16 protein-coding genes and 2 pseudogenes are annotated in these 19,006 nt (G+C 71.8%); 6 read left to right on the forward strand and 12 right to left on the reverse strand.

Annotation, left to right across the window (positions count from 1 at the left end; translation table 11 throughout):
* Window positions 1-283: 283 nt before the first annotated feature.
* The 8 genes and pseudogenes from AB0P35_RS34035 to AB0P35_RS34070 form a co-directional block, all read right to left on the reverse strand.
* Window positions 284-1,465, reverse strand: a complete 1,182-nt coding sequence (locus AB0P35_RS34035) for a M6 family metalloprotease domain-containing protein (RefSeq protein WP_363518619.1) — start codon at window positions 1,463-1,465, stop codon at window positions 284-286.
* A gap of 103 nt (window positions 1,466-1,568) precedes the next feature.
* Window positions 1,569-2,759 carry a M6 family metalloprotease domain-containing protein gene (locus tag AB0P35_RS34040; protein ID WP_363518621.1) on the reverse strand — a complete coding sequence of 397 codons (1,191 nt, stop codon included), beginning with the start codon at window positions 2,757-2,759 and terminating at the stop codon, window positions 1,569-1,571.
* Between the two features lie 29 nt (window positions 2,760-2,788).
* Window positions 2,789-4,072: an alpha/beta fold hydrolase gene (locus AB0P35_RS34045; RefSeq protein ID WP_363518623.1), complete on the reverse strand. Its 1,284-nt coding sequence runs from the start codon at window positions 4,070-4,072 to the stop codon at window positions 2,789-2,791.
* Window positions 4,069-5,058, reverse strand: a complete 990-nt coding sequence (locus AB0P35_RS34050) for an oligopeptide/dipeptide ABC transporter ATP-binding protein (RefSeq protein ID WP_363518625.1) — start codon at window positions 5,056-5,058, stop codon at window positions 4,069-4,071. Before AB0P35_RS34050 ends, AB0P35_RS34045 begins: the two co-directional genes overlap by 4 nt.
* 41 nt (window positions 5,059-5,099) lie before the next feature.
* Window positions 5,100-5,870, reverse strand: a pseudogene (locus AB0P35_RS34055) (ABC transporter ATP-binding protein); the annotation flags it as partial.
* On the reverse strand, window positions 5,867-6,859 hold the full coding sequence (locus AB0P35_RS34060; protein ID WP_363518628.1) for an ABC transporter permease: 993 nt from the start codon (window positions 6,857-6,859) through the stop codon (window positions 5,867-5,869). The gene AB0P35_RS34060 and the pseudogene AB0P35_RS34055, both read right to left, overlap by 4 nt.
* On the reverse strand, window positions 6,856-7,728 hold the full coding sequence (locus AB0P35_RS34065; protein ID WP_363518630.1) for an ABC transporter permease: 873 nt from the start codon (window positions 7,726-7,728) through the stop codon (window positions 6,856-6,858). Before AB0P35_RS34065 ends, AB0P35_RS34060 begins: the two co-directional genes overlap by 4 nt.
* A 5-nt stretch (window positions 7,729-7,733) precedes the next feature.
* Window positions 7,734-9,419 (reverse strand): ABC transporter substrate-binding protein, encoded by a 1,686-nt coding sequence (locus AB0P35_RS34070; protein WP_363518632.1) that lies wholly within the window; start codon window positions 9,417-9,419, stop codon window positions 7,734-7,736.
* 97 nt (window positions 9,420-9,516) lie between these two features.
* Here AB0P35_RS34070 and AB0P35_RS34075 point away from each other — a divergent pair, with 97 nt between their 5' ends.
* Window positions 9,517-10,479, forward strand: a complete 963-nt coding sequence (locus AB0P35_RS34075; protein WP_363518634.1) for a LysR family transcriptional regulator — start codon at window positions 9,517-9,519, stop codon at window positions 10,477-10,479.
* A gap of 122 nt (window positions 10,480-10,601) precedes the next feature.
* Here the strand turns inward: AB0P35_RS34075 and AB0P35_RS34080 are convergent.
* The 3 genes and pseudogenes from AB0P35_RS34080 to AB0P35_RS34090 all read right to left on the reverse strand — a co-directional run bounded on the left by AB0P35_RS34080 (window position 10,602) and on the right by AB0P35_RS34090 (window position 12,859).
* A pseudogene (locus tag AB0P35_RS34080) lies at window positions 10,602-11,786 on the reverse strand (IS110 family transposase).
* 265 nt (window positions 11,787-12,051) lie between these two features.
* A complete protein-coding gene (locus AB0P35_RS34085) occupies window positions 12,052-12,420 on the reverse strand; it encodes a transposase (protein WP_363518637.1) in 369 nt (122 codons plus the stop codon).
* The gene (locus AB0P35_RS34090; RefSeq protein ID WP_363518640.1) at window positions 12,407-12,859 is read right to left on the reverse strand and encodes a hypothetical protein; all 453 of its coding nucleotides are present in this window, start codon (window positions 12,857-12,859) and stop codon (window positions 12,407-12,409) included. Before AB0P35_RS34090 ends, AB0P35_RS34085 begins: the two co-directional genes overlap by 14 nt.
* 297 nt (window positions 12,860-13,156) lie before the next feature.
* On the opposite strand from AB0P35_RS34090, the gene AB0P35_RS34095 reads away from it, so the two are divergent.
* From AB0P35_RS34095 to AB0P35_RS34105, 3 genes are read left to right on the forward strand one after another with little or no spacing between them, the layout of a single operon-like run.
* A complete protein-coding gene (locus AB0P35_RS34095) occupies window positions 13,157-13,537 on the forward strand; it encodes a hypothetical protein (protein ID WP_363518642.1) in 381 nt (126 codons plus the stop codon).
* Window positions 13,534-13,800 (forward strand): hypothetical protein, encoded by a 267-nt coding sequence (locus tag AB0P35_RS34100; protein WP_363518645.1) that lies wholly within the window; start codon window positions 13,534-13,536, stop codon window positions 13,798-13,800. Before AB0P35_RS34095 ends, AB0P35_RS34100 begins: the two co-directional genes overlap by 4 nt.
* The gene (locus AB0P35_RS34105) at window positions 13,752-14,483 is read left to right on the forward strand and encodes a hypothetical protein (protein WP_363518648.1); all 732 of its coding nucleotides are present in this window, start codon (window positions 13,752-13,754) and stop codon (window positions 14,481-14,483) included. The genes AB0P35_RS34100 and AB0P35_RS34105 overlap by 49 nt, the downstream gene beginning before the upstream one ends.
* A gap of 386 nt (window positions 14,484-14,869) precedes the next feature.
* On the opposite strand, the gene AB0P35_RS34110 is transcribed toward AB0P35_RS34105, so the two are convergent.
* Window positions 14,870-16,309 carry an FAD-binding oxidoreductase gene (locus AB0P35_RS34110; RefSeq protein ID WP_363518651.1) on the reverse strand — a complete coding sequence of 480 codons (1,440 nt, stop codon included), beginning with the start codon at window positions 16,307-16,309 and terminating at the stop codon, window positions 14,870-14,872.
* A gap of 36 nt (window positions 16,310-16,345) precedes the next feature.
* Here AB0P35_RS34110 and AB0P35_RS34115 point away from each other — a divergent pair, with 36 nt between their 5' ends.
* The gene (locus AB0P35_RS34115) at window positions 16,346-17,005 is read left to right on the forward strand and encodes a PadR family transcriptional regulator (RefSeq protein ID WP_363518653.1); all 660 of its coding nucleotides are present in this window, start codon (window positions 16,346-16,348) and stop codon (window positions 17,003-17,005) included.
* Between the two features lie 577 nt (window positions 17,006-17,582).
* A complete protein-coding gene (locus AB0P35_RS34120; RefSeq protein WP_363518701.1) occupies window positions 17,583-18,644 on the forward strand; it encodes a hypothetical protein in 1,062 nt (353 codons plus the stop codon).
* Window positions 18,645-19,006 lie beyond the last annotated feature (362 nt).

Consider the following 19,006-nt stretch of genomic DNA (forward strand, 5'->3'; position numbering starts at 1 on the left):
TGGCCTGCGACGAGGAGGGTCGTCTCCTCGACGCACTGGAAGCGCCCGTCGGGGGCGAACCGGGCGAAGAGGTACACCTCGGTGCGGGAGGTGCGACCGTTGTCCCGGGTGATGGTGACGGTGTGTCGGCAGGCGTCGCGCAGACCGCCGCGGAGTGCGTCATGGACCTCCACCGCACAAGCTCGACGCGTCCGCCGTCGGCACTCCGGATCCGGCGGTACGGGGCGGCAGGCGCCTCCCGCGGCTGTCCGGCCGCGGGAGGCGTCGTGTCAGCGCCCGGCGGTCACCACTTGCTGATCTGGATCGAGTCGCCGTACTGGCCGCTGCTGCGCACGGAGATCTGCACCCGGGCGTCCCAGTCGGTGAAGCTCTGGCCTACGCGGTGGGCGGCCATGTCGAGCGAGGTGCAGCCGGCGGGCGGGGTGGTGCTCGGGTTGCCGTTGACCACCCGGACCGGGCCGGTGCCCGTCTGTACCGAGGTGTCGACCTTGTAGATCAGCACACCGGTCGAGCAGGGGCGAGCGTCGGTGTACGCGGCCCGGCGGGACTCGGCGACGTACGCGGCGGTGGCGCTGGTGCGGATCACCGCGATCTTGGTGCCGCCGACGTACTCCACACCGGTCAGGTCGACGTTGGTCCAGCCGGGGCCGGACAGGCAGGTGACCTGGTTGTCGTCGATCCAGCCGAGCTTCCAGCCCTCCCAGCCGACGTACTGTGGCGCCGGGCCGCCGATCTTCCCCATCAGGTCCCAGCCGCCGACGTAGACGTGCTGGTCGCCGGTGAAGGAGTACAGGTCGGGCAGGCCGAAGGTGTGTCCGGTCTCGTGGTCGGCGATCTTCGGGCCCCAGTACCACATGTCCTGACCGAAGGTCACCGCCCACTTGATCCGGGTGCCGTCGGCCCGGACTCCCGAGGTGGACGGGTCCCAGACGTAGGTGGGGGTGAAGCTGATCGCCGTGGCGGTCTTCGGCGGGACGACATAGACCAGGTCGTACTGGGAGAAGTCGGTGTACGGGTCGGCGGCCGCGACGGCGTCCCGCACGTACGCCTCGTGCGTCTCGAAGGTGATGCCGCGCTGGAAGCCGTACGCGGTGGAGGGCTGCGGCATCCGCAGCCAGCGGTCGAGCGGGCTGACGGCCAGCCAGGTGCGGCCGTACGAGGCGTTCCACATCCAGTCGGCGGCGGGGGTGAGCTGGGAGGTGTAGGTGGAGGTGGGACCGTCGGCGGGGGCGTCGGGGAAGTCGACGAAGAGGGTGAGGACGCGCTTGGTGCCGATCGGCCGCTGGAACCGACCGTAGTCGGTCCAGTGGCCCTCGTCGGTCCAGCCGGTGGTGCCGGAGAGTGCGCAGGAGGAGGCCGCGGTGGCGGCCGAGGCCCGGTCGGTGGGGGTGACGAGCAGGACCAGCGCGCCGATCACGGCGAGCAGTGCGGCCAGTGGCCGCGCGAGTCTGACGGTGGCTGTCACGGGAGTGCCTCCTGGGGGAGAGGACGGGTGGGGGTGGTCGCGCCGGGGGCCGCTTCAGCCGTGGGGGACACCCAGCGGCGCCCGGCGCGAGATCAGGGGCGGGTTACCGCCGGGCGACGGTGATCGTGTCGGTGAGCGGACCGCGCCGACCGATGTCGATCCGGACGCCGGTGGCGGGGTCGGTGAAGGACTGGCCGGGCCCGAAGGCGGCCAGGTCGATCGGCTTGCAGCCGTCCGGCACGCCGGCGTTCGGGTTGCCGTTGACCACCTGGAGCGGGCCCTCCCCGGTCTGCGCGGCGCTGTCCACCTTGTAGATCAGCACGCCGGTGGAGCAGGCCCCGGCGTCCCCGCCGAGCGCCCGGCGGGACTCGGCGACGTACGCGGTGGTCTCGCCGGTGCGGATCACCGCGATCTTGGTGCCGCCGGGGCGCTCGACCGCGTAAAGGTGGACGGTGCGGCGGCCGGAGGAGGGCAGGCAGGCCACCTGGTCGTCGTCGATCCAGCCGAGCTTCCAGCGCTCCCAGCCCAGGTGCTGGGGCGCGGGCCCGGAGATCAGGCCCATCAGGTCCCAGCCGCCGACGTACCGGTGGTAGTCGGTGCCGGAGAAGGCGTACAGGTCGGGCAGGCCGAAGGTGTGGGACGTCTCGTGCGCGGCGACCTTCGGGCCCCAGTGGTACATGTCCTGGCCGTACGTCACCGCCCACTTGAGCCGCTTGCCGCCCGCGACGATGCCCGGGGTGGTCGGGTCGTACAGGTAGGTGGGGGAGAAGCTGATCGCCGAGGCGGTCTTCGTCGGGACGATGTAGAGCATGTCGTACCGGGACAGGTCGGTGTACGGCTCCGCGGCCGCCACCGCCTGCCGCACGTACTGCTCGTGCTGCTCGAAGGTGATGCCGCGCTGGAAGCCGTACGAGGCGGAGTCCTGCGGCATGTGCAGCCAGTGGTTCAGCGGCGTGATGTCGAGGCGAGTCCGGCCGTACGAGTCCTCCTTCAACCAGTCGGCGGCCGGAGCGAGTTGCCGGTGGTAGTCGGCCAGCTCACCGGTGGCCGGGGCGTCCGGGAAGTCGACGAACAGCATCAGCACGTGCCGGGTGCCGACGGACGGCTGGAACTGCGCGTGGTCGGTGTCGTGGCCCTCGTCGGTCCAGCCGGTCCGGCCGGGCAGGGCGCAGGCGGCGGGGGAGGCGGTCAGGTCGGAGGCGGTGCGAGAGCCGGTGGTGTCGGCGAGCGCGGGGGTGGCGGTGGCCAGCGGCAGGGCCACGGCGAGCGCGGCGCTGAAGGAACGGAGTCCCATCTCTCTCCTTCGAATCGGTGGGGGCGAGGTCAGATCCGGTCGGCGGCGAGGTCCATCAGGCGGGCGAGGACGCGGCCGCCGGAGGCGGTCACGCCGTCGTGCTCCCACTCGTTGGTCACCCAGGCCCGCAGTGAGCCGACCGAGCGGGCGGTGCGCAATGACAGCCCGGCGTCCACGTACATGTCGTCGTGGTAGACCGCGGCGGCCACCGGTACCCGGTTGGCGGCGAGCCGGGCCGGGTCGTACAGGTCCGGCCAGTCGGTGCGTTCGGCGAGCAGGTGGACGGCCTCGGCGAACGGGTGCAGTCCGGTGATCTCGCGGAACATCCAGGGGTAGACCATCTCGCCGGTGAGCAGCAGCGGGTCGGCGTCCTCGGCGAACTCGGGGTGGGCGGCCAGGGCGTGGGCGGCGGCCCAGCCGGTGGCGGTGCCCCACTGGCCGTAGATGGACTCCTGGAGGACGGCGAACAGCGGGTTCTCGGTGAAGGCGGTCAGCTGCATCACCTGGTGCAGGAAGCCTGCGGACGGCTCGCCGTCGGTGTCGAGCGCCTCGTCCAGGAGCCAGTGCAGCCGGGTGGAGCCCTCGCCCATGCCCAGCAGCAGGCCGAGGGTGCGCAGCCGGCGGACGGTCAGCCGGTCGCCGTCGGGGAGGTGGACCGAGTGGTGGTCCAGCAGGTCCGCGATCCGCCGGAGCAGCTCACGGTCGCCGGGGTACCGGTCGTAGTGGGCGGTGACCTTGGCGCGCACCCGGGGGTGGGTGGCGGCGTACACGTCGTCGGCGGTGGCGGCCAGGCCGGGCAGGCCGCCGGTGACGTAGCAGGCGTGCAGGCCCTCGGGCGCGAAGGAGAGGTAGCTGAGGGTCAGAAATCCGCCGTAGCTCTGGCCGAGGGTCTCCCATGGCCGGTCGCCGCACAGTTCGCGCCGGATCAGCTCGGCGTCGGCGACGATCGCGTCGGCCCGGTGCAGGGCGAGGTGGTCGGCCAGCTGCCGGGCGGAGCGGAACCGGGCGGCCGCGCGAGCGGTGACGGGGGTGGAGCGGCCGGTGCCGCGCTGGTCGAGCAGCAGCACCCGGTGGGTCTTCAGGGCGTGGCCGAGCCAGCCCGCGGTGGCGTTCTGCGGGCGCGGGGACTTCCCGCCCGGGCCACCCTGGAGGTAGAGCAGCCACGGGAGTTGCCCGCCGGCTCGGGCCGGGTCGACCAGCTCGCGGGCGAAGACCTCGATCGACGCGCCGCGGGGGTCGGCGTGGTCGAGCGGGACGGTGAAGTTGTGGTCGGTCACCGCGAGCCCGGGCAGGCGGTGGCTGTCGAGGATCACTTGGTGGTCTCCGGATGGTGGCAGGCGACTTCGTGTCCGGGGTTGATGGCCGCCAGGACGGGCCGTTCGGCCGCGCAGAGGTCCGTCGCCTTCGGGCAGCGGGTGCGGAAGCGGCAGCCGCTGGGCGGGTCGAGGGGGCTGGGCAGGTCGCCGCGCAGCACGATCCTCCGGCGTGCCCGTTCGGCGTCCGGGTCGGGCAGCGGCACGGCCGACAGCAGGGCGCGGGTGTACGGGTGGGCGGGGGAGTCGAACAGGGTGTCCCGGTCGGCGGTCTCCACGACCGAGCCGAGGTACATCACGGCGATCCGGGTGCTGATCTGGCGTATGGCGCCCAGGTCGTGGGCGATGAACAGGTAGGCGAGGCCGTACTCGTCCTGGAGGTCCTTGAGCAGGTTGAGGATCTGGGCCTGCACCGAGACGTCCAGCGCCGAGACCGGCTCGTCGCACACCACGAGCTTCGGTCGCAGCGCCAACGCCCGGGCGATGCCGATGCGTTGAGCCTGCCCGCCGGAGAACTCGTGCGGGTGGCGGTCGGCGTGCTCGGGCTTCAGCCCGACCCGCTCCAGCAGCGCCTCCACCGGTTCGTCGGGGGTGAGGCCCTGGTAGCGGTAGGGCGAGGCGAGGATCCGGCGGACGGTCTGCCGGGGGTTGAGCGAGGAGAACGGGTCCTGGAAGACCATCTGCAACTCGCGGCGGACCGGCCCGAGTTCCACCTCGACGAGCTCGGCGAGGTCCTGCCCGCCGAAGCGGATGGAGCCCGAGGTGGGACGCTCCAGCCGGGTCAGCAGCCGGGCCACCGTGGACTTGCCGCAGCCGGACTCGCCGACCAGTCCGAGCGTCTCGCCCGCCTCGACCCGCAGCGCCACGCCGTCCACGGCGGTGACGTGACCGGCCAGACGCCGGGTCAGGCCGTGCCGGACAGGGAAGCGCTTGACCAGGTCACGGGTCTCCAACAGCGCGCCGGACCCGACTGTTCGCTCGCTCATGCGGTCGCCTCCAGGGTGGGCAGCCGGTGCGGGAGCGGCCCGTCGACGCGCGGAACGCACGCCAGCAGGCCGCGGGTGTAGGCCTGTTGCGGCCGCTGGAAGACGTCGTGGACGGTGCCGTGCTCGACCGCGCGCCCGTCGTTCATCACCACGACCCGGTCGGCGAGCCCGGCGACCACGCCCATGTCGTGGGTGATCAGCATGATCGCGGTGCCGGCCTGCTCCCGCAGCTCCCGCAGCAGGTCCAGGATCTGCGCCTGGACGGTGACGTCCAGCGCGGTGGTCGGCTCGTCGGCGATCAGCAGGTCGGGCTCCAGGCAGAGCACCATCGCGATCATCACCCGCTGCCGCATCCCGCCGGAGAACTCGTGCGGGTAGGCGCGGGCCCGCCGCTCGGGCTCGGGGATGCCGACCTGCTCCAGCATCCGGACGGCGACCCGGTGGGCGTCCTTCCGGCTCGCCCGGTGGTGCGCCCGGTACGCCTCGGCGATCTGGAAGGCCACCGGGTAGTACGGGTTGAGGCAGGACAGCGGGTCCTGGAACACCATGGCGATCCGGTTCCCGCGCAGCCGGCGCAGCGAGCGCCGGTCGAGCGTGGTCAACTCCTGTCCGTCGAAGCGGATCTCACCGCCCACGGTGGCGCCGGTCGGCAGCAGCCCGAGCACCGCCAGGCTGGTGACGGACTTGCCGCTGCCGGACTCGCCGACCACGCCGAGCACCTCCCCGGCGTCCAGCTCCAGGTCCAGCCCGTCCACGGCGCGCACACCGGAGGCGAAGTCGACCGTCAGGTCACGTACGGTCAACAGGGTCATCCGACGGCCCTCACTCTCGGGTCGAGCACGGCGTAGACCAGGTCGACGACCAGGTTGGCGAGCACCACGAAGGCGGCGGCGAACAGCGTCACCCCGAGGATCACCGGCTGGTCGGCGCCGGCGATGGCGTCGGCGGCCAGCTTGCCGACGCCGGGCAGGCCGAACACCGACTCGGTGATCAGGGCGCCGCCGAGCAGCGCGCCGAGGTCCATGCCGAAGATGGTGACGATCGGCATCAGTGCGGGCCGCAGCGCGTGCCGCCGTATCACCGTGGTCTCCGGCAGGCCCTTGGCGCGGGCGGTGCGGACGTAGTTCTGGCCGAGGCTGTCGAGCATCTCGCCGCGGGTGATCCGGGCGTACACCCCGGCGTACAGCATGGCGAGGGTGATCCAGGGCATCACCATCGACTGCGCCCAGCCGGCCGGGTCCTCGGTGAACGGGACCACCCGGGGGTAGGGCAGTACGCCGAGCTCGACCACCAGCAGGTACTGCAGGACCAGCGCGGTGAAGTAGATCGGCAGCGAGACGCCGCCCAGCGCCGCGGTCATCGCGGCGCGGTCCCACAGGCTGCCGCGCCGCAGCGCGGACACCACGCCGGCGGTGACTCCGACGGCCAGCCAGAGCACGGCCGCGCCGACGGCGATCGAGATGCTGACGGGCAGTCGGCCGGTCAGCAACTGCCAGACCGGCTGGTCGGTCTGGAAGCTGAACCCCAGGCAGGGGAAGGGGCACTGGACGGCGTTCGCCCCGGTGCCGTACGTCCGCCCGGCGAAGATCCCGCCGAGGTAGTCGCCGAACTGGGTGAGCGGGGAGCGGTCCAGCCCCAGCGTGGCGCGGATCTGGGCGAGCCGCTCCGGGTTGCACGCCTTGCCGCAGGCACCCTGCGCCGGGTCGGCGGGCATCAGGTAGAAGATCGCGAAGGTGGCGGCACAGATCACCACCAGGATGGCCGCCGTGACGGCCAGCCTTCGCAGCAGATAGAGGATCATCGTCGCTGGCTCCGGGGGTCGAGCGCGTCGCGCACCGCGTCGCCCAGCACGTTGAAGGCGAGCACGGTGGCGAACAGGAAGGCGCCGGGGATCAGGAAGTAGGCCGGGTCGGCGGCGTACCAGGGGACGGCGGTGGCGATCATCTGGCCCCAGCTCGGGGTCGGCGGCTGCACACCCACACCGAGGAACGACAGGCCCGCCTCGGTGGCGATGCAGGACGGGATCGACATGGTCGCCACCACCAGCACCGGGCCGGTCAGGTTGGGCAGCACCTCGCGCAGCAGCAGGGTCCGCCGGGACGCGCCGAGCACCCGGGCCGCCGCCACGAACTCGCCCCGGGCCAGCACCATCGCCTGCCCGCGGACGATCCGCCCGACGTACGGCCAGCCGAAGAAGCCGAGCACCACCACGAGCAGCAGCCGCCGGTCGGTGCCGGGGGCGGCCGAGATCAGCGCGATCATGAAGATCAGCGCGGGGAAGGACATCAGCAGGTCCATCAGCCGGCCGATCAGGGCGTCCGCCCAGCCGCCGAGGAAACCGGCCAGCAGGCCGAGCGCCGTCCCGAGCAGTACCGACAACGCTGTTGCCAGCACGGCGATCAGCAGCGACACCCGCGCCCCGTACACCACCCGGGCCAGCACGTCCCGGCCGTTGACCGGCTCCACGCCGAGCCAGTGCCCGGCGCCGATTCCGCCCAGCGCCCCGCGCGGCAGCCCGCCGAGTGCCGGGTCCACCGCCTCACCGTGGAACGCCGTCGGGGAGGAGCCGGCGAGCCAGGTGATCAGCGGGGCGGCGAGCGCGACCAGTACCAGCAGGCCGGCCACGGCCAGCGCGAGCGCCGCCGAGCGCTGGGCCAGCAGCCTTCGCACCACCGTCACCTGCGCAGTCCCAGCGAGACGAGGTCGAGCCGGCCGACGTAGGCGGTGTGCCCGTACGCGCCGGTGATGTTCGGCCCGGTGAGGACGGCGGCCTTGTCCCACAGGAAGGGAACCACCGGCGCGTCCTTCATGATCTGTTTGCCGAGCTCGCCGTACGCGGCGGTGGCGGCGGCCGGGTCGCCCGTCGCGGCGATCGCGTCGATCCGCGCGTTCACCTCGGCGGAGTCGTACTGGGCGCGGTTGTTGTTGCCCTCGCCGGTGATCAGCCGGCCGTCGAACAGGATCGGCAGGTAGGTGGAGGCGCCCGGCCAGTCGGGCGTCCAGCCGTCCAGCACCAGGTCGTGCTCCCGGGCGGGGCTGCCGACCGTGGAGTAGTACGCCGAGGAGCTGATCTCGTTGATCTTCACGGTGATCCCGGCCCGGGCCAGCGAGGCCTGCACCGCCTCGCCCTGCGCCTTGCCGCCGGCGGTCGCCGGGGCGTCCAGAGTCAGCACCAGGTCGCCGGAGTGGCCCGCTTCGGCGAGCAGGGCCTTGGCCTTCTCGGGGTCGCCCTTTCCGTCCTTGCTCGGGTAGGGGTCCTCGGCCGCGTAGCCGGGCAGGGTGGGCGGCAGCAGGGTGGTGGCCAGGTCGCCGGCGATCGGGCCGCCCCGGGTGGTGCGTAGCGCGTCCTTGTCGAGCGCGAACGCGATGGCCTGCCGGACCCGGACGTCGTCCAGCGGCTTGCGCCGGGTGTTGATGCTCAGGAACCGGGTGTTGATCGACTCGCCGGTGACCAGGCGCTGTTTCAGCTGCGGGTCGTTCACCACCCGCCCGACCGAGGCGGGGCCGATCGGTTCCAGGGCGACCGCGTTCGCGTCCTCGCCCTGACCGGCGATCAGCCGCTGGTCGACCACGGCCGCGTCCAGGTTGAGGTCGATCACCACCTTGTCCGGCAGCCCCTTGCGGACGGCATCGGTGCCCTGGGCCCAGGAGGTGTTGCGGGCCAGCGTGAGCTGCTTCTTCGGCTCGAACTTCTCGATCTTGTACGGGCCGGAGGAGAACGGCCGGTTGTCGTAGCCCACGCCGGTGTCCTTGTCCTGCGGCACCGGGGCGAACATCGGCAGCGACACCGCCGAGCCGAAGTCGGACACCGGTCGGTTGAGCCGGAACACGACGGTGCGCTCGTCGGGCGTCTCGATCGAGGCGAGCCCGCCCGGGTCCTTGTACGGGCCCTTGTACGTCTCGCCGCCGGCCAGCCACATCCGGGCGTACGGCGGGCCCTCGGGGAGCTCGGCGGCGAAGGTCCGCTCGACGCCGTACTTGACGTCCTTGCTGGTGATGGCCCGGCCGTCCTCGAACGTCACGCCCTCCTTGAGGGTGAAGGTCCAGGTCCTCGCGCCGTCGCCGGGCCGGCCGGTGTCGGTGGCCAGGTCCGGCACGATCTTCCCGCCGGCGTCGCCGGGGGCGGGCGCGAAGGTGGTCAGCGTGCGGTAGATCAGGCGGCCGACGTCCTGGGTGGAGGTGACGTACGCGCGGGCCGGGTCGAGGTGCTCCAGGTCGGTGCTGGACAGCACGTGCAGCGTGCCGCCCCTGACCGGAGCGGCGTCGGCGCCGGCCCCGGTGCCGGCGGTGCTCGTACAGGCCGCGGCCGGCAGCAGCCCGAGGGCCGCCGCCAGGGCGAGGCGGGCTCTTCGTCCCCGCATGTCATGCTCCCTATGAGATGTGACATTTCATATGTGGGACTAGATTGAGGGTTCACCGGCTCTTCCGGGAGCCATCACCGCCCCATAACATCCGGTTATGGAGCTCGAGATACGGCACCTGCGGATCATCTGCGCCATCGCCGAAGCCGGCAGCCTCAGCCGTGCCGCGGCCGCCCTGCGCCTCACCCAGCCCGGGCTGAGCACGCAGCTGCGCCGGATCGAGAACCTGCTCGGCGGGCCCCTCTTCGACCGCCGGCCCTCCGGCGCGGTGCCGACCGCCTTCGGCGAGGCCGTGCTCGCCCGAGCCCGCTCCATCCTGCCGACCGTCGACGACCTGCTGGGCAGCTCCGCGCTGGCCGCCCGCTCCGCCACCCCCGTCCCGAACTTCCGCCTCGGCTCCGTCAACGTCCCGCTGCTGGGCGGGCTGGTCACCGCCCTCAAGGAGCACCACCCGGCCGCCCGGATCGTCTCGCGCGGACAGGGATCCTCCGTCCCGCTGGTCGACGACGTCGCCAACGGCCGGCTCGACCTCGCCGTGGTCGGCGACAGCCCCGGCTACGAACTGGCCCCCAGGCCCGGAGTCGCCCTGCACCCGATCGCCACCGAACCGCTCTTCCTCGCCCTGCCCGCCGACCACCCGCTGGCCGCCCACGAGGAGGTCACCCTGGACGAACTCGCCGACGAGGACTGGGCCTCCCCGCACCCGGACGACGACCGCATCCGCGAGTACTGGTCCACCACCTTCCTCACCACCGGCCACCGGATGCGCACCGTCCACGAGGTCGAGGGACGGCTGTTGCTGGACTTGATCCGGGCCGGCCACGCGGTGAGCCTGTGTCAGGCCACCTTCGAGGAATCGCCCGGCATCGCGGTCCGAGCGATCGCCGGCAACCCGCTCTGGTACCGGCACCTGCTTGCCTGGCACCGCTCCGGCCCGCTCGCCCGCCTCGGTCCCACCCTGGCCACCCGCGCCACCGACGCCCACCGCGCCGCCGGCGACCGCAGCCCGGCCTACCGCCGCTGGCTCCGCGACCACCACTCCGAGCCCCCGGCCCCCTGACCCACACCCTCCGCGTCGGCCTCGCCGTCCGCCCGGCCGACTCGCTCGCGATCCGTCTGCTCCGAGCGTGTCAGGAAGATGGCTGGTACGAAAATCCCCCGTTCGTGGCCCGTTTGGGCAGGTCAGGCGACGTCTGCGGGCTGCAGCGTTACTTGGTAGCCGAGTTGGGTCAGTTGGCTCACCAGTCGTCGGGTCTGCCTGGTCTTTCCGGTGCGTTCGAGGAAGTAGTCCCCGCCGAGGTCGTGGTACTCGATGTCGTTGGTGAACATGTGCCACTCAGCGATCAGGATGGTGTGTTCGGGGGCGACCAGGGCTCTCTTCTTGCCGCGGCGTGAGGCGATGCGTCGGTAGCGAGCGTTGAGATAGGTGCCTCTGGATCGGGAGGCCGAGGAGGCGACCTGACCGAGGATGCCCTTGAGTCAGGGGTCTCCGTGGCGGGTCCTGCCGGTGGCGCGCTTGCCGGCGGACTCGTGGTTGCCGGGGCAGACCCCGGCCCAGGAGGCCAGGTCGGCGGCGCTCGGGAACCGGGCGATGTCCGCGCCGATCTCCGCGAGGACCACCTCGGCTGCGCGGGTGTTCATGCCGGGGATCGTGGTCAGCAGCTCGATGCGGCGGCGAAAGGGTCGAACCTGTGCGTCGATGCGCTGGCTGAGCCGGGTTTCCATCGCGGTGCAGGCGTCGATGCGGTCGAGCATCGCACGGACGAGGAACGCGTGGTGGCCGGTGAAGCGGCCGGTCAGCGCCTGGGCGAGGATCTCGCGCTTGCCGCGCATGCGCCGCAGCGCCAGTTCCGCGAGCACCAGCGGGTCGCGCTCGCCGGCGACAAGGGCTTCCAGCATGGCCCTTCCGGACTTGCCGACGATGTCGGACACCACCGAGGAGAGCTTGATCCCGGCGTCCTCCAGCAGCTTCTCCAGTCGCTGGATCTCGCGGGTGCGCTCGCGGACGATCTCGGTGCGGTAGCGGGTGGTGTCCCGCAGTTCACGGATCGGCTGCGGCGGCACGAACGAGGGGCGGACCAGGCCGTGCTCCAGCAGCCTGGCGATCCACTCGGAGTCCGCGACGTCGGTCTTGCGCCCCGGCACGGTCTTCATGTGGCGGGCGTTCAGCAGCCAGCACTCCATGCCGACCAGGGTGACACCCTCGGCCAGCAGCCAATCCTTCATCGCCAGCAGGTCCCGGGTCATGGTGGAGAAGACCCGTACCTCGCTGCGGCGCCGCTTGCCGACGGTCGGCATGCGCAGGCAGACCTTCACGGCCGTCTTGCTGATATCGATCCCGGCGCATCTCTCGTGGATCACGTCCATGGTGCCCCCTTGGCGTCCGCGTCGTGCAGGGCGGGACCATCCAGGGGAGCCCGGCAGGCGGGAGAGGCTAGTACGCGTGCTCGAAGCAACACTTCTGGGTGCCTGTCGATGGACTCCCGCCGTCCTACTCTGTCGCGGGCTCGAAAAGCGCCAAGCCGAAATCGACGTCAACTGGACGGCCCCACCCAGATTTTCGGTCCACCAGGGTGGGGCCTCAAGGCCCCCGGACTACTCTGTCGCTGATTGAGGGGTCTGTGCTGGTTGATCACGGCGAGAGGAGGATGCGGCGGCGTAGGAGGTCGAAGTTGGCCCAGCCGTACATCTGCCTCTTCAACAGCCTGATCCTGGTCACGTTGCCCTCGACCGCTCCCGAGGTGAGCGTCGTGGTGAGGGCCGCGAGAACGGCTGCGCGGTCACGTCGGATGCCGCCGGCCAGGGTGCGGAGTTCTGGTTGCCCGTCGAGGCGGACGTCGGCGAGCCAGACGTCGAGGGCCAGGTGCTCGCTGCGGCGTTCGCGGACCATGGTGGCCAGGCGCCGGGCGTACTGGGTGGTCGTGGCCAGGGCCGGGCTGCGTTCACACAGGTCGTCGAGGCACTTGCGTTCGGTGTCGTCGAGCCGCTCAGGTCGGCGCATGATCCAGTCTGTGACGTGGCGGACGGTCAGGTGGTGCAGCGGGGCCTCCCGCCGGGATCGCTCCGGTGCGGTAGGGCCGCAGATGGCGCCGGACCGTGTTGACGTCACCGCGGTAGCCCAGTTGCTGGATCTCCCTGGTGAGTGCGGCGGCGTTGGTGCAGCCTTCCATCCACCGGTGGTACAGGTAGCGCCGGTAGTCGTCGATCACGCTCGGACGGTGGGTCGCCGCGACGAGGAGTTGCTCCACGTCGGCGGCGCGGGCGAAACGCAGGACGGTGCCGCGGCTGAGGCGGAGTTCACGGGCGATGGCACGCAGGCTGTCGCCACGTTCGATGCGTTCGTGGATCTGCTGGTGGCGCTCACGGGTCCGGGCGACCAGGGGACGTGGTCTGCCGTGAACGTCCAGCTCGTTTGGGGTGGACGTCCCAGAGTGAGGCATGTCATCGTCGTCGTCCCTGAGGGTGAGGGGTTCCCGTAGGCCGGCGCGGTGGCGGCCAACGATGCGCACGAGTCCGCAGGCAAGCGCGCCACCGGCAGGACCGCCACGGAGACCCCTGGCTCAAGGGCATCACTGCCCCTACCTCGCCCCGTCCCTCCACCGCGGCCTGACCGCCTGGACCACCTACACCCTCGAGACCGACGCGGACCCCGCCGACATTGAGGCGGCCGTGTTCGCCGCCGCAGTCCACGCCGCCGAAGGGTCCGCACCCTCGCCAACCGGCCCCGCGGCCACCTGGTGTGCGAGAACGTCGTCCTCCGCGGCGCCGACCGCGAACACCTCGACTGGCCGCACTGGGCCCTCAAACACCTCTACGCCCCCGCCGGAATCATGGTCGGCAAGTTCTGGCACGGCGAACACGCCACCGGCCGCCACGGCCACCCCCTCCCCGTCCCACCCCTCACCTTCTTGTCGCTGCGCCCGGCCGTCCGCCCGCGCGACCCGCGCTTCCTCACCGCCACCCCAGGCCTCGCCGACACCATCGCGACCGTCGACGACGACGGCCGCGACCTGCTCGCCGCCATCACCGGCACCCCCACCAACCTCCGCAACGCCGCCGCCGGCTGGCCCGCCGTCAAGGCCTGGGCCGCGCAACACCTCTCCCAGGACACGCCATGAACCCCAACCCCGCACCCGCGATGGACCCCGCCGTCACCGCCCGCCTCGCCGACCGCACCGGACCCCTCACCGACACCGCGCTGATCACCCACCGCCGCGGCGTCCAGGTCTGGCGCACCGCCGCCACCGGAGGCCCCGACGCCCACCCCGGCCAACATCTCGCCGTCGAGATCCCCGACACCCCCGACATCCTCGCCCCCTCCGCGAGGCCGCCGTGCTGCGCGCCCTCGCCCAGCAGACCCCCACCCCCCGGGTTCCGCTGATCGACGGCGACGGCTTCACCGCCACCCCCTGGTTCGACGGGCCCTCCACCCATGAGGTGTTCGCCCCCGCCCGGACCGGCACCGCCGACCCGGCGCAGCAGGCCGCCATGCTCGGCGCGGCGGCAGGCTTCTGCCGGGCGGTCGCCGAACTCCACCGGCTCGGCTGGGTCCACGCCGACCTGCAGGCCGCGCACTGCATCCACACCGCGGACGGCCCCCGCCTCATCGACCTCGCCGCCGCCCAAGGCCCCCGCCCCCTGCCGCATCCCGGCCTCAACACCCCGTTCGAAGGAGGCCTCGTCCACCTGGAAGCCCCCGAACTCGCCCGCCCCCTCGCCGCCGGCACCACCGTCCACCCCGCCTACACCAGCGACGTCTACGCCCTCGCCGCCGCCCTGTGGACCGCCGCCACCGGCCACTGGCCCCTCGACTACACGGCCGCGGGCATCTACACGGCCGCGGGCATCAACCTGCGCACCGCCACCACCACCGAACTGCGCACCGCCATCGGTACCGCAACCCTGTCCCTGCGCGCCGACCCCGCACCCTGGCCCGCCCTGGCCGACATCCTCACCCCGGCCCTCGACGCAGACCCCCGCTGCCGTCCCCGCGCCGCCGACCTCGCCGACACCCTGGAGACAGCCGTCGCCCCCTACGAGCGGACAGTCGCGACCGCCCGTTGAGCACACCGACCCGCGCCGCGCAGCTCTCTCACCTACTCGGCATGCGGCTGGGCGGCGAGGGCGTTCGGCGGTGCTCGACTTCACCCTCCCTGGCGGTGATGAGGATCGGCGAGCAAAGGAAGGTCCCCAGTTCGGCTCCCGATTCCCCACTCGGTTGACATCGCAACGAGTCGCGGAGGCGCCCGCCGTCCAGGCCGTGGCGGTCATGGGCCCCGGAGGCGATCGCCGAGGTGAGCAGCCTGCTGGCGGCAGTCGACGCTGAACCGGCCCGGCTCCGGCGGAGGCCATGCCGGGCCGGTCCGGTGCGGGTGCGCGGTGTCCCAGCCCGAGAAGCCGGCGTCCCCGGCCGTTCACGCACTGGCCGCTCCGGTACTCTCACGGGTCCATCAGGCAGCCGCTGCGCGGCCGGCCGGAGCGATGTTCTGGTTGAGGCGGAAGACATTCTCGGGGTCGTAGGTGTCCTTGACGGCGACCAGCCGGTCGTAGTCGGCGCCGTAGGCCGCGCGCACCCTCTCCTCTCCTTCGGCCCCCAGGTAGTTGATGTAGACCCCGTCCGTGGTGAACGGCCGGACCGCGTCCCAATAGGCTCGTGTCCAGGCGATGTTGGCGTCGGTGTCCGCGCGGTCCGGCCACAGGGAGGTGGCGAGGAAGTTGAATGACCAGTCCCGGTGGCCGAATGCGGTCCCGTCGGGGGCCACCCGGTTCAGCGCGCCGTCACCGTTGTGTTCGACGAGCGCGGTGGTCATGGGCGACGGGGCCGTGGCGAAGCCCTCGATGATGGCGTCGATGGCGTCGTCGCTCAGCCTGGCCAGGAAGCCGGACTTCCAGTAGTTCCGGAGGCCGCGCGGCCACATCCAGTCAGCCATGGTCTGGGCGGAGCTGTAGGGCATGGGCTGGATGATGTCGGCAACCGGCGGACCGAACTCGCGCAGCGGCCTCAGGACGCTCTCGCCCGTGCTCAGGTCGCCTGCGTAGACTGCGTACACGCCGACGACCGGGGCGCCGTGCGCGGCCTTGGGAATGAACGGGGCGGGCGGCGCGGTGAACAGCAGGAACCCGTCGGTGAGTTCCTCGGGTGCCTGGGCCGCGTAGTCCCGCCAGAAGCGGAGGACTTCCGGCGCCCGAGCTATGGGATGGACCAGCAGGCCGGCGAGCGCGGTACCGACCGGGTGCACCCGGAATTCGAAGGATGTGACCACGCCGAAGTTGCCGCCGCCACCGCGAAGGGCCCAGAAGAGGTCCTCGTTCTCCTCCTCGCTCGCGGTCAGGAACCGGCCGTCGGCCGTGACCATGTCCGCGGACAGGAGGTTGTCGCAGGCCAGGCCGTGCTTGCGGACCAGCCAGCCGAGACCTCCGCCGAGTGTCAGGCCGGCCACACCCGTCGTGGAGACGAACCCGCCGGTGGCCGCGAGCCCGAAGTGCTGGAGATCGTGGTTGACCTCGCCCCAGGTCAGCCCAGCCTCGACGCGGACCGTCCGGGCCGAGGGGTCGATCCGAATGCCTCTCATCGCGCTGAGGTCGATGACGATCCCGTCGTCGCAGACCGCGCGCCCGGTGACGTTGTGGCCACCGGCACGGACAGCGATGGGCAGATCAGAGGCTCGGGCGAACCGGATCGTGTCGATGACATCGCCGACGCCGGCGCATCGGGCGATCAACGCGGGTTTCCGGTCGATCATTCCGTTGTGGACCTGCCGGGCACTGTCGTAGTCGGCATCGCCGGGGCGTATCAGCACCCCGCGAACGCCTTCCTCGAACTCCCGCACGGCGGCTTCATCGATGGTCATGAGGCGGCCCTCCGGCAATACTGCAATTTGCAGTATCATTCTTTCCCTAGTTGTCAAGGGGGTCAAGGGGTGCCCGTGAAGCAGCTGACGTCCACATCCTTCACGGTCCTGGGGCTGCTCTCCGTACAGCCCTACTCCGCGTACGGCCTGGCGCGCCAGATGAAGCGCAGCCTTCACTACATCTGGCCGCGGGCGGAGCGGGCGATCTACGACGAACCGAAGAACCTGGTCGCCCACGGCCTGGCCACGGCCGAACCCGAGATCGCCAGGGGCCGCAGGCGCACCGTCTACACGATCACTGCGGCCGGCCGCCGAGCCCTGCGGGAGTGGCTCGGCGCGCCGTGCGACCCCCCGATGTTCGAGTCGGAGGCCCTGGTGCGGGCCATGTTCGCCGAGCAGGGCTCCAAGGAGGACCTGCTCGCAGCGGTGCGCAGCCTGCGGGAACACGCTTCGGCCATGCACGACGAGGCGGTGGCCGTCTCCCGCTCGTACGTCGAGGGCCCCAACCCCTTCCCCCAGCGCATGCACATCAACGCGCTCGTCGGCCGTTTCGTCCTCGACTACATCGGCATGCTCGAGCGGTGGTCCGCCTGGGCCGAATCCGAGGTGCAGCAGTGGCCGAGCACGGCCGACCCGTCGGTGTTCCCGGCAGCGCTGGAGGTGTACCGCGACTTCCTTGCCGACCGGTCGGCCGGCCCTGCTCGTCCGGGCGACTCCGGGGAGCATGTCCGCTGACCGGTCCGTCACGGCAGAACCGCGGCCCCGAGCCAGTGTGCCGCGAGGAGGGCAGCGCTGACGTAGAAGTCGACGGGGAGATTGCTGTTCAGCATCCCGACTATGGCCGAGGCCCTGGACGATGCGATGGACCTGCGCCCGCGCGGTTTCCGGCGACACTGGACGTGACTCCTCCACCGTGTGGAACGCGCGCGGGGGTCCTCGCTTGGCCGGTCGGGCGTGGCGGCGGTCAGCCCAGCCCCGTTCCGGAACGGGGCGGGCACAACGGCAGGCTACGGCCGCTGGCCGTGGCCGAGCGGACATCCGTCGCCCGCCCGCCCGCACGACTCGCACCGCACGCGCCCTGGCCTTCAGCCGCCCACCCGAGCACGACCTGCGCGACCTCCTCGGCGCGATCCTCTGCGTCGACCGCACCGGCACCTTCGCGCGGGCCCGACCAGCGACACCAGCCGAGCCGGCCTGCGGACCTCTAGCTTCCCCGACATGCCCGTGTTGCTACGCTCACGCACAGCTGATGGACCGTCGGGGGAGCATCGATATGGCTGCGCACACGCGCGCGCGAAGGACGGCCGGGGCAATGGTCCTCATCGGGGCGGTCATGACTGGCTGCGCTCCCGCCGCAGGACCCGGGCAAGCACCGGGCATTTCGGCCAGCAGCGCTGCGGGCACCGTGATTCCTGCGCTGACGGAAGCTCAGGCGCAGGACGTGTTCGAACGGTTCGCTCGCGAGAGCGTCGCCGCCCAGGAGAACGGCGACAGCGCAGCCCTTGGAGAGGTCGAAGGCGGCCCGCTGCTGGAGGAGAGCCAGGCCGACGGGCGGCTGCGCAAGGCCCGAGGCGACGCGGACGCGCCTCGTCGCTACGTCCGCCCGACGTACTTGATCCCGCAGGCCGCACCGGGACAGCCGGCTCCCCGGGCCTTCGCCGTGCTGAGCAAGGTGGAGGGAAAGGAGACGGACCGGAGCTCCTACCTGATCCACTTCACGCGCGCCGCTGACGGAGGGAAGTGGAAGGCGGTCGCGTCCGCCTGGGTGCTGACCGAAGCGCCGGTGCGAACGGCGAGCCCGGCGCCGTCACCGTCCCCGAAGGAAGGGGTGATCACCGTGCGTCCGGAAGTCATGCCGCCCCTCGCACGGGAAGCATCCGGAGCCGTCGGGCTGTCCGCGGCGCCGGCCGCCGCGAGCGGTGTGTGCGGACACTACGCGCAGTACCTGAGCTTCACTGTCCCGGCCGGCAGGCCCGACAGCCCCGACTTCGAACGGGGGGACTTCACCAGCAAGCTGGTGGACTACTTCAACGGCTGGAACGACGACCGCCTGCAACGCACCTTCTCGTACCGTGCGGTGGGCGGCGAGCTGCCGGTGTTCCGCCTGGACAACGGCGACTCCCTCGTCACCTGCACCCTCGAAGGTACCCACCGGGTCCGCGGCGCCACCCCGGCCAACTGGATCAACCTGAATGCCGGAAGCGACTCCGACACCTTGCTGGGCGGGGGCGCCCGCAAGTGGGCCAGCCTCGAGGAAGTGTGGGCCGTCACGGCGGTCGTCGAGGTGCCTCAGGACGGTAGCCCGGCGAAGGTACTGGCCACCGACGCATACGGGGCCACGAAGCTGTCGGTGAAGGGTGTGGAGTGGAAGTAGCTCACCACCCGCAGTGACCGGCCCGTCGGCCGGATGGCGGCCTGGTCCACATCCTCGGACTGGTCCCGAGCCGGGGAGCTTCATCGTCCACGACGGCCCGCACCACAGGCCGCATGACCGACCCTGGTACCGCCGTGCTCGGGCGGCCGTAACCCTGCGCCGGGTCCGGCCGCCCCGGCCTTTCGGAGCGGCAACGGTGCACCCCCGCACAGGCCCACCGGCCCGGCAACGCGCCTGCAGGCGGTCGGAGTCCCCTCCCTGGACGAACAGGTCGAGATCGTCGAACGGGCGATCCGCTCCGAGCGCTTCGTCGCCGCCTACCAGCGAAGCACCCCCCAGGGCACCCAGCTCGGCGTGGCCGA

It is taken from the genome of Kitasatospora sp. NPDC085879 (assembly GCF_040686255.1).
Classification (GTDB): Bacteria; Actinomycetota; Actinomycetes; order Streptomycetales; family Streptomycetaceae; genus Kitasatospora.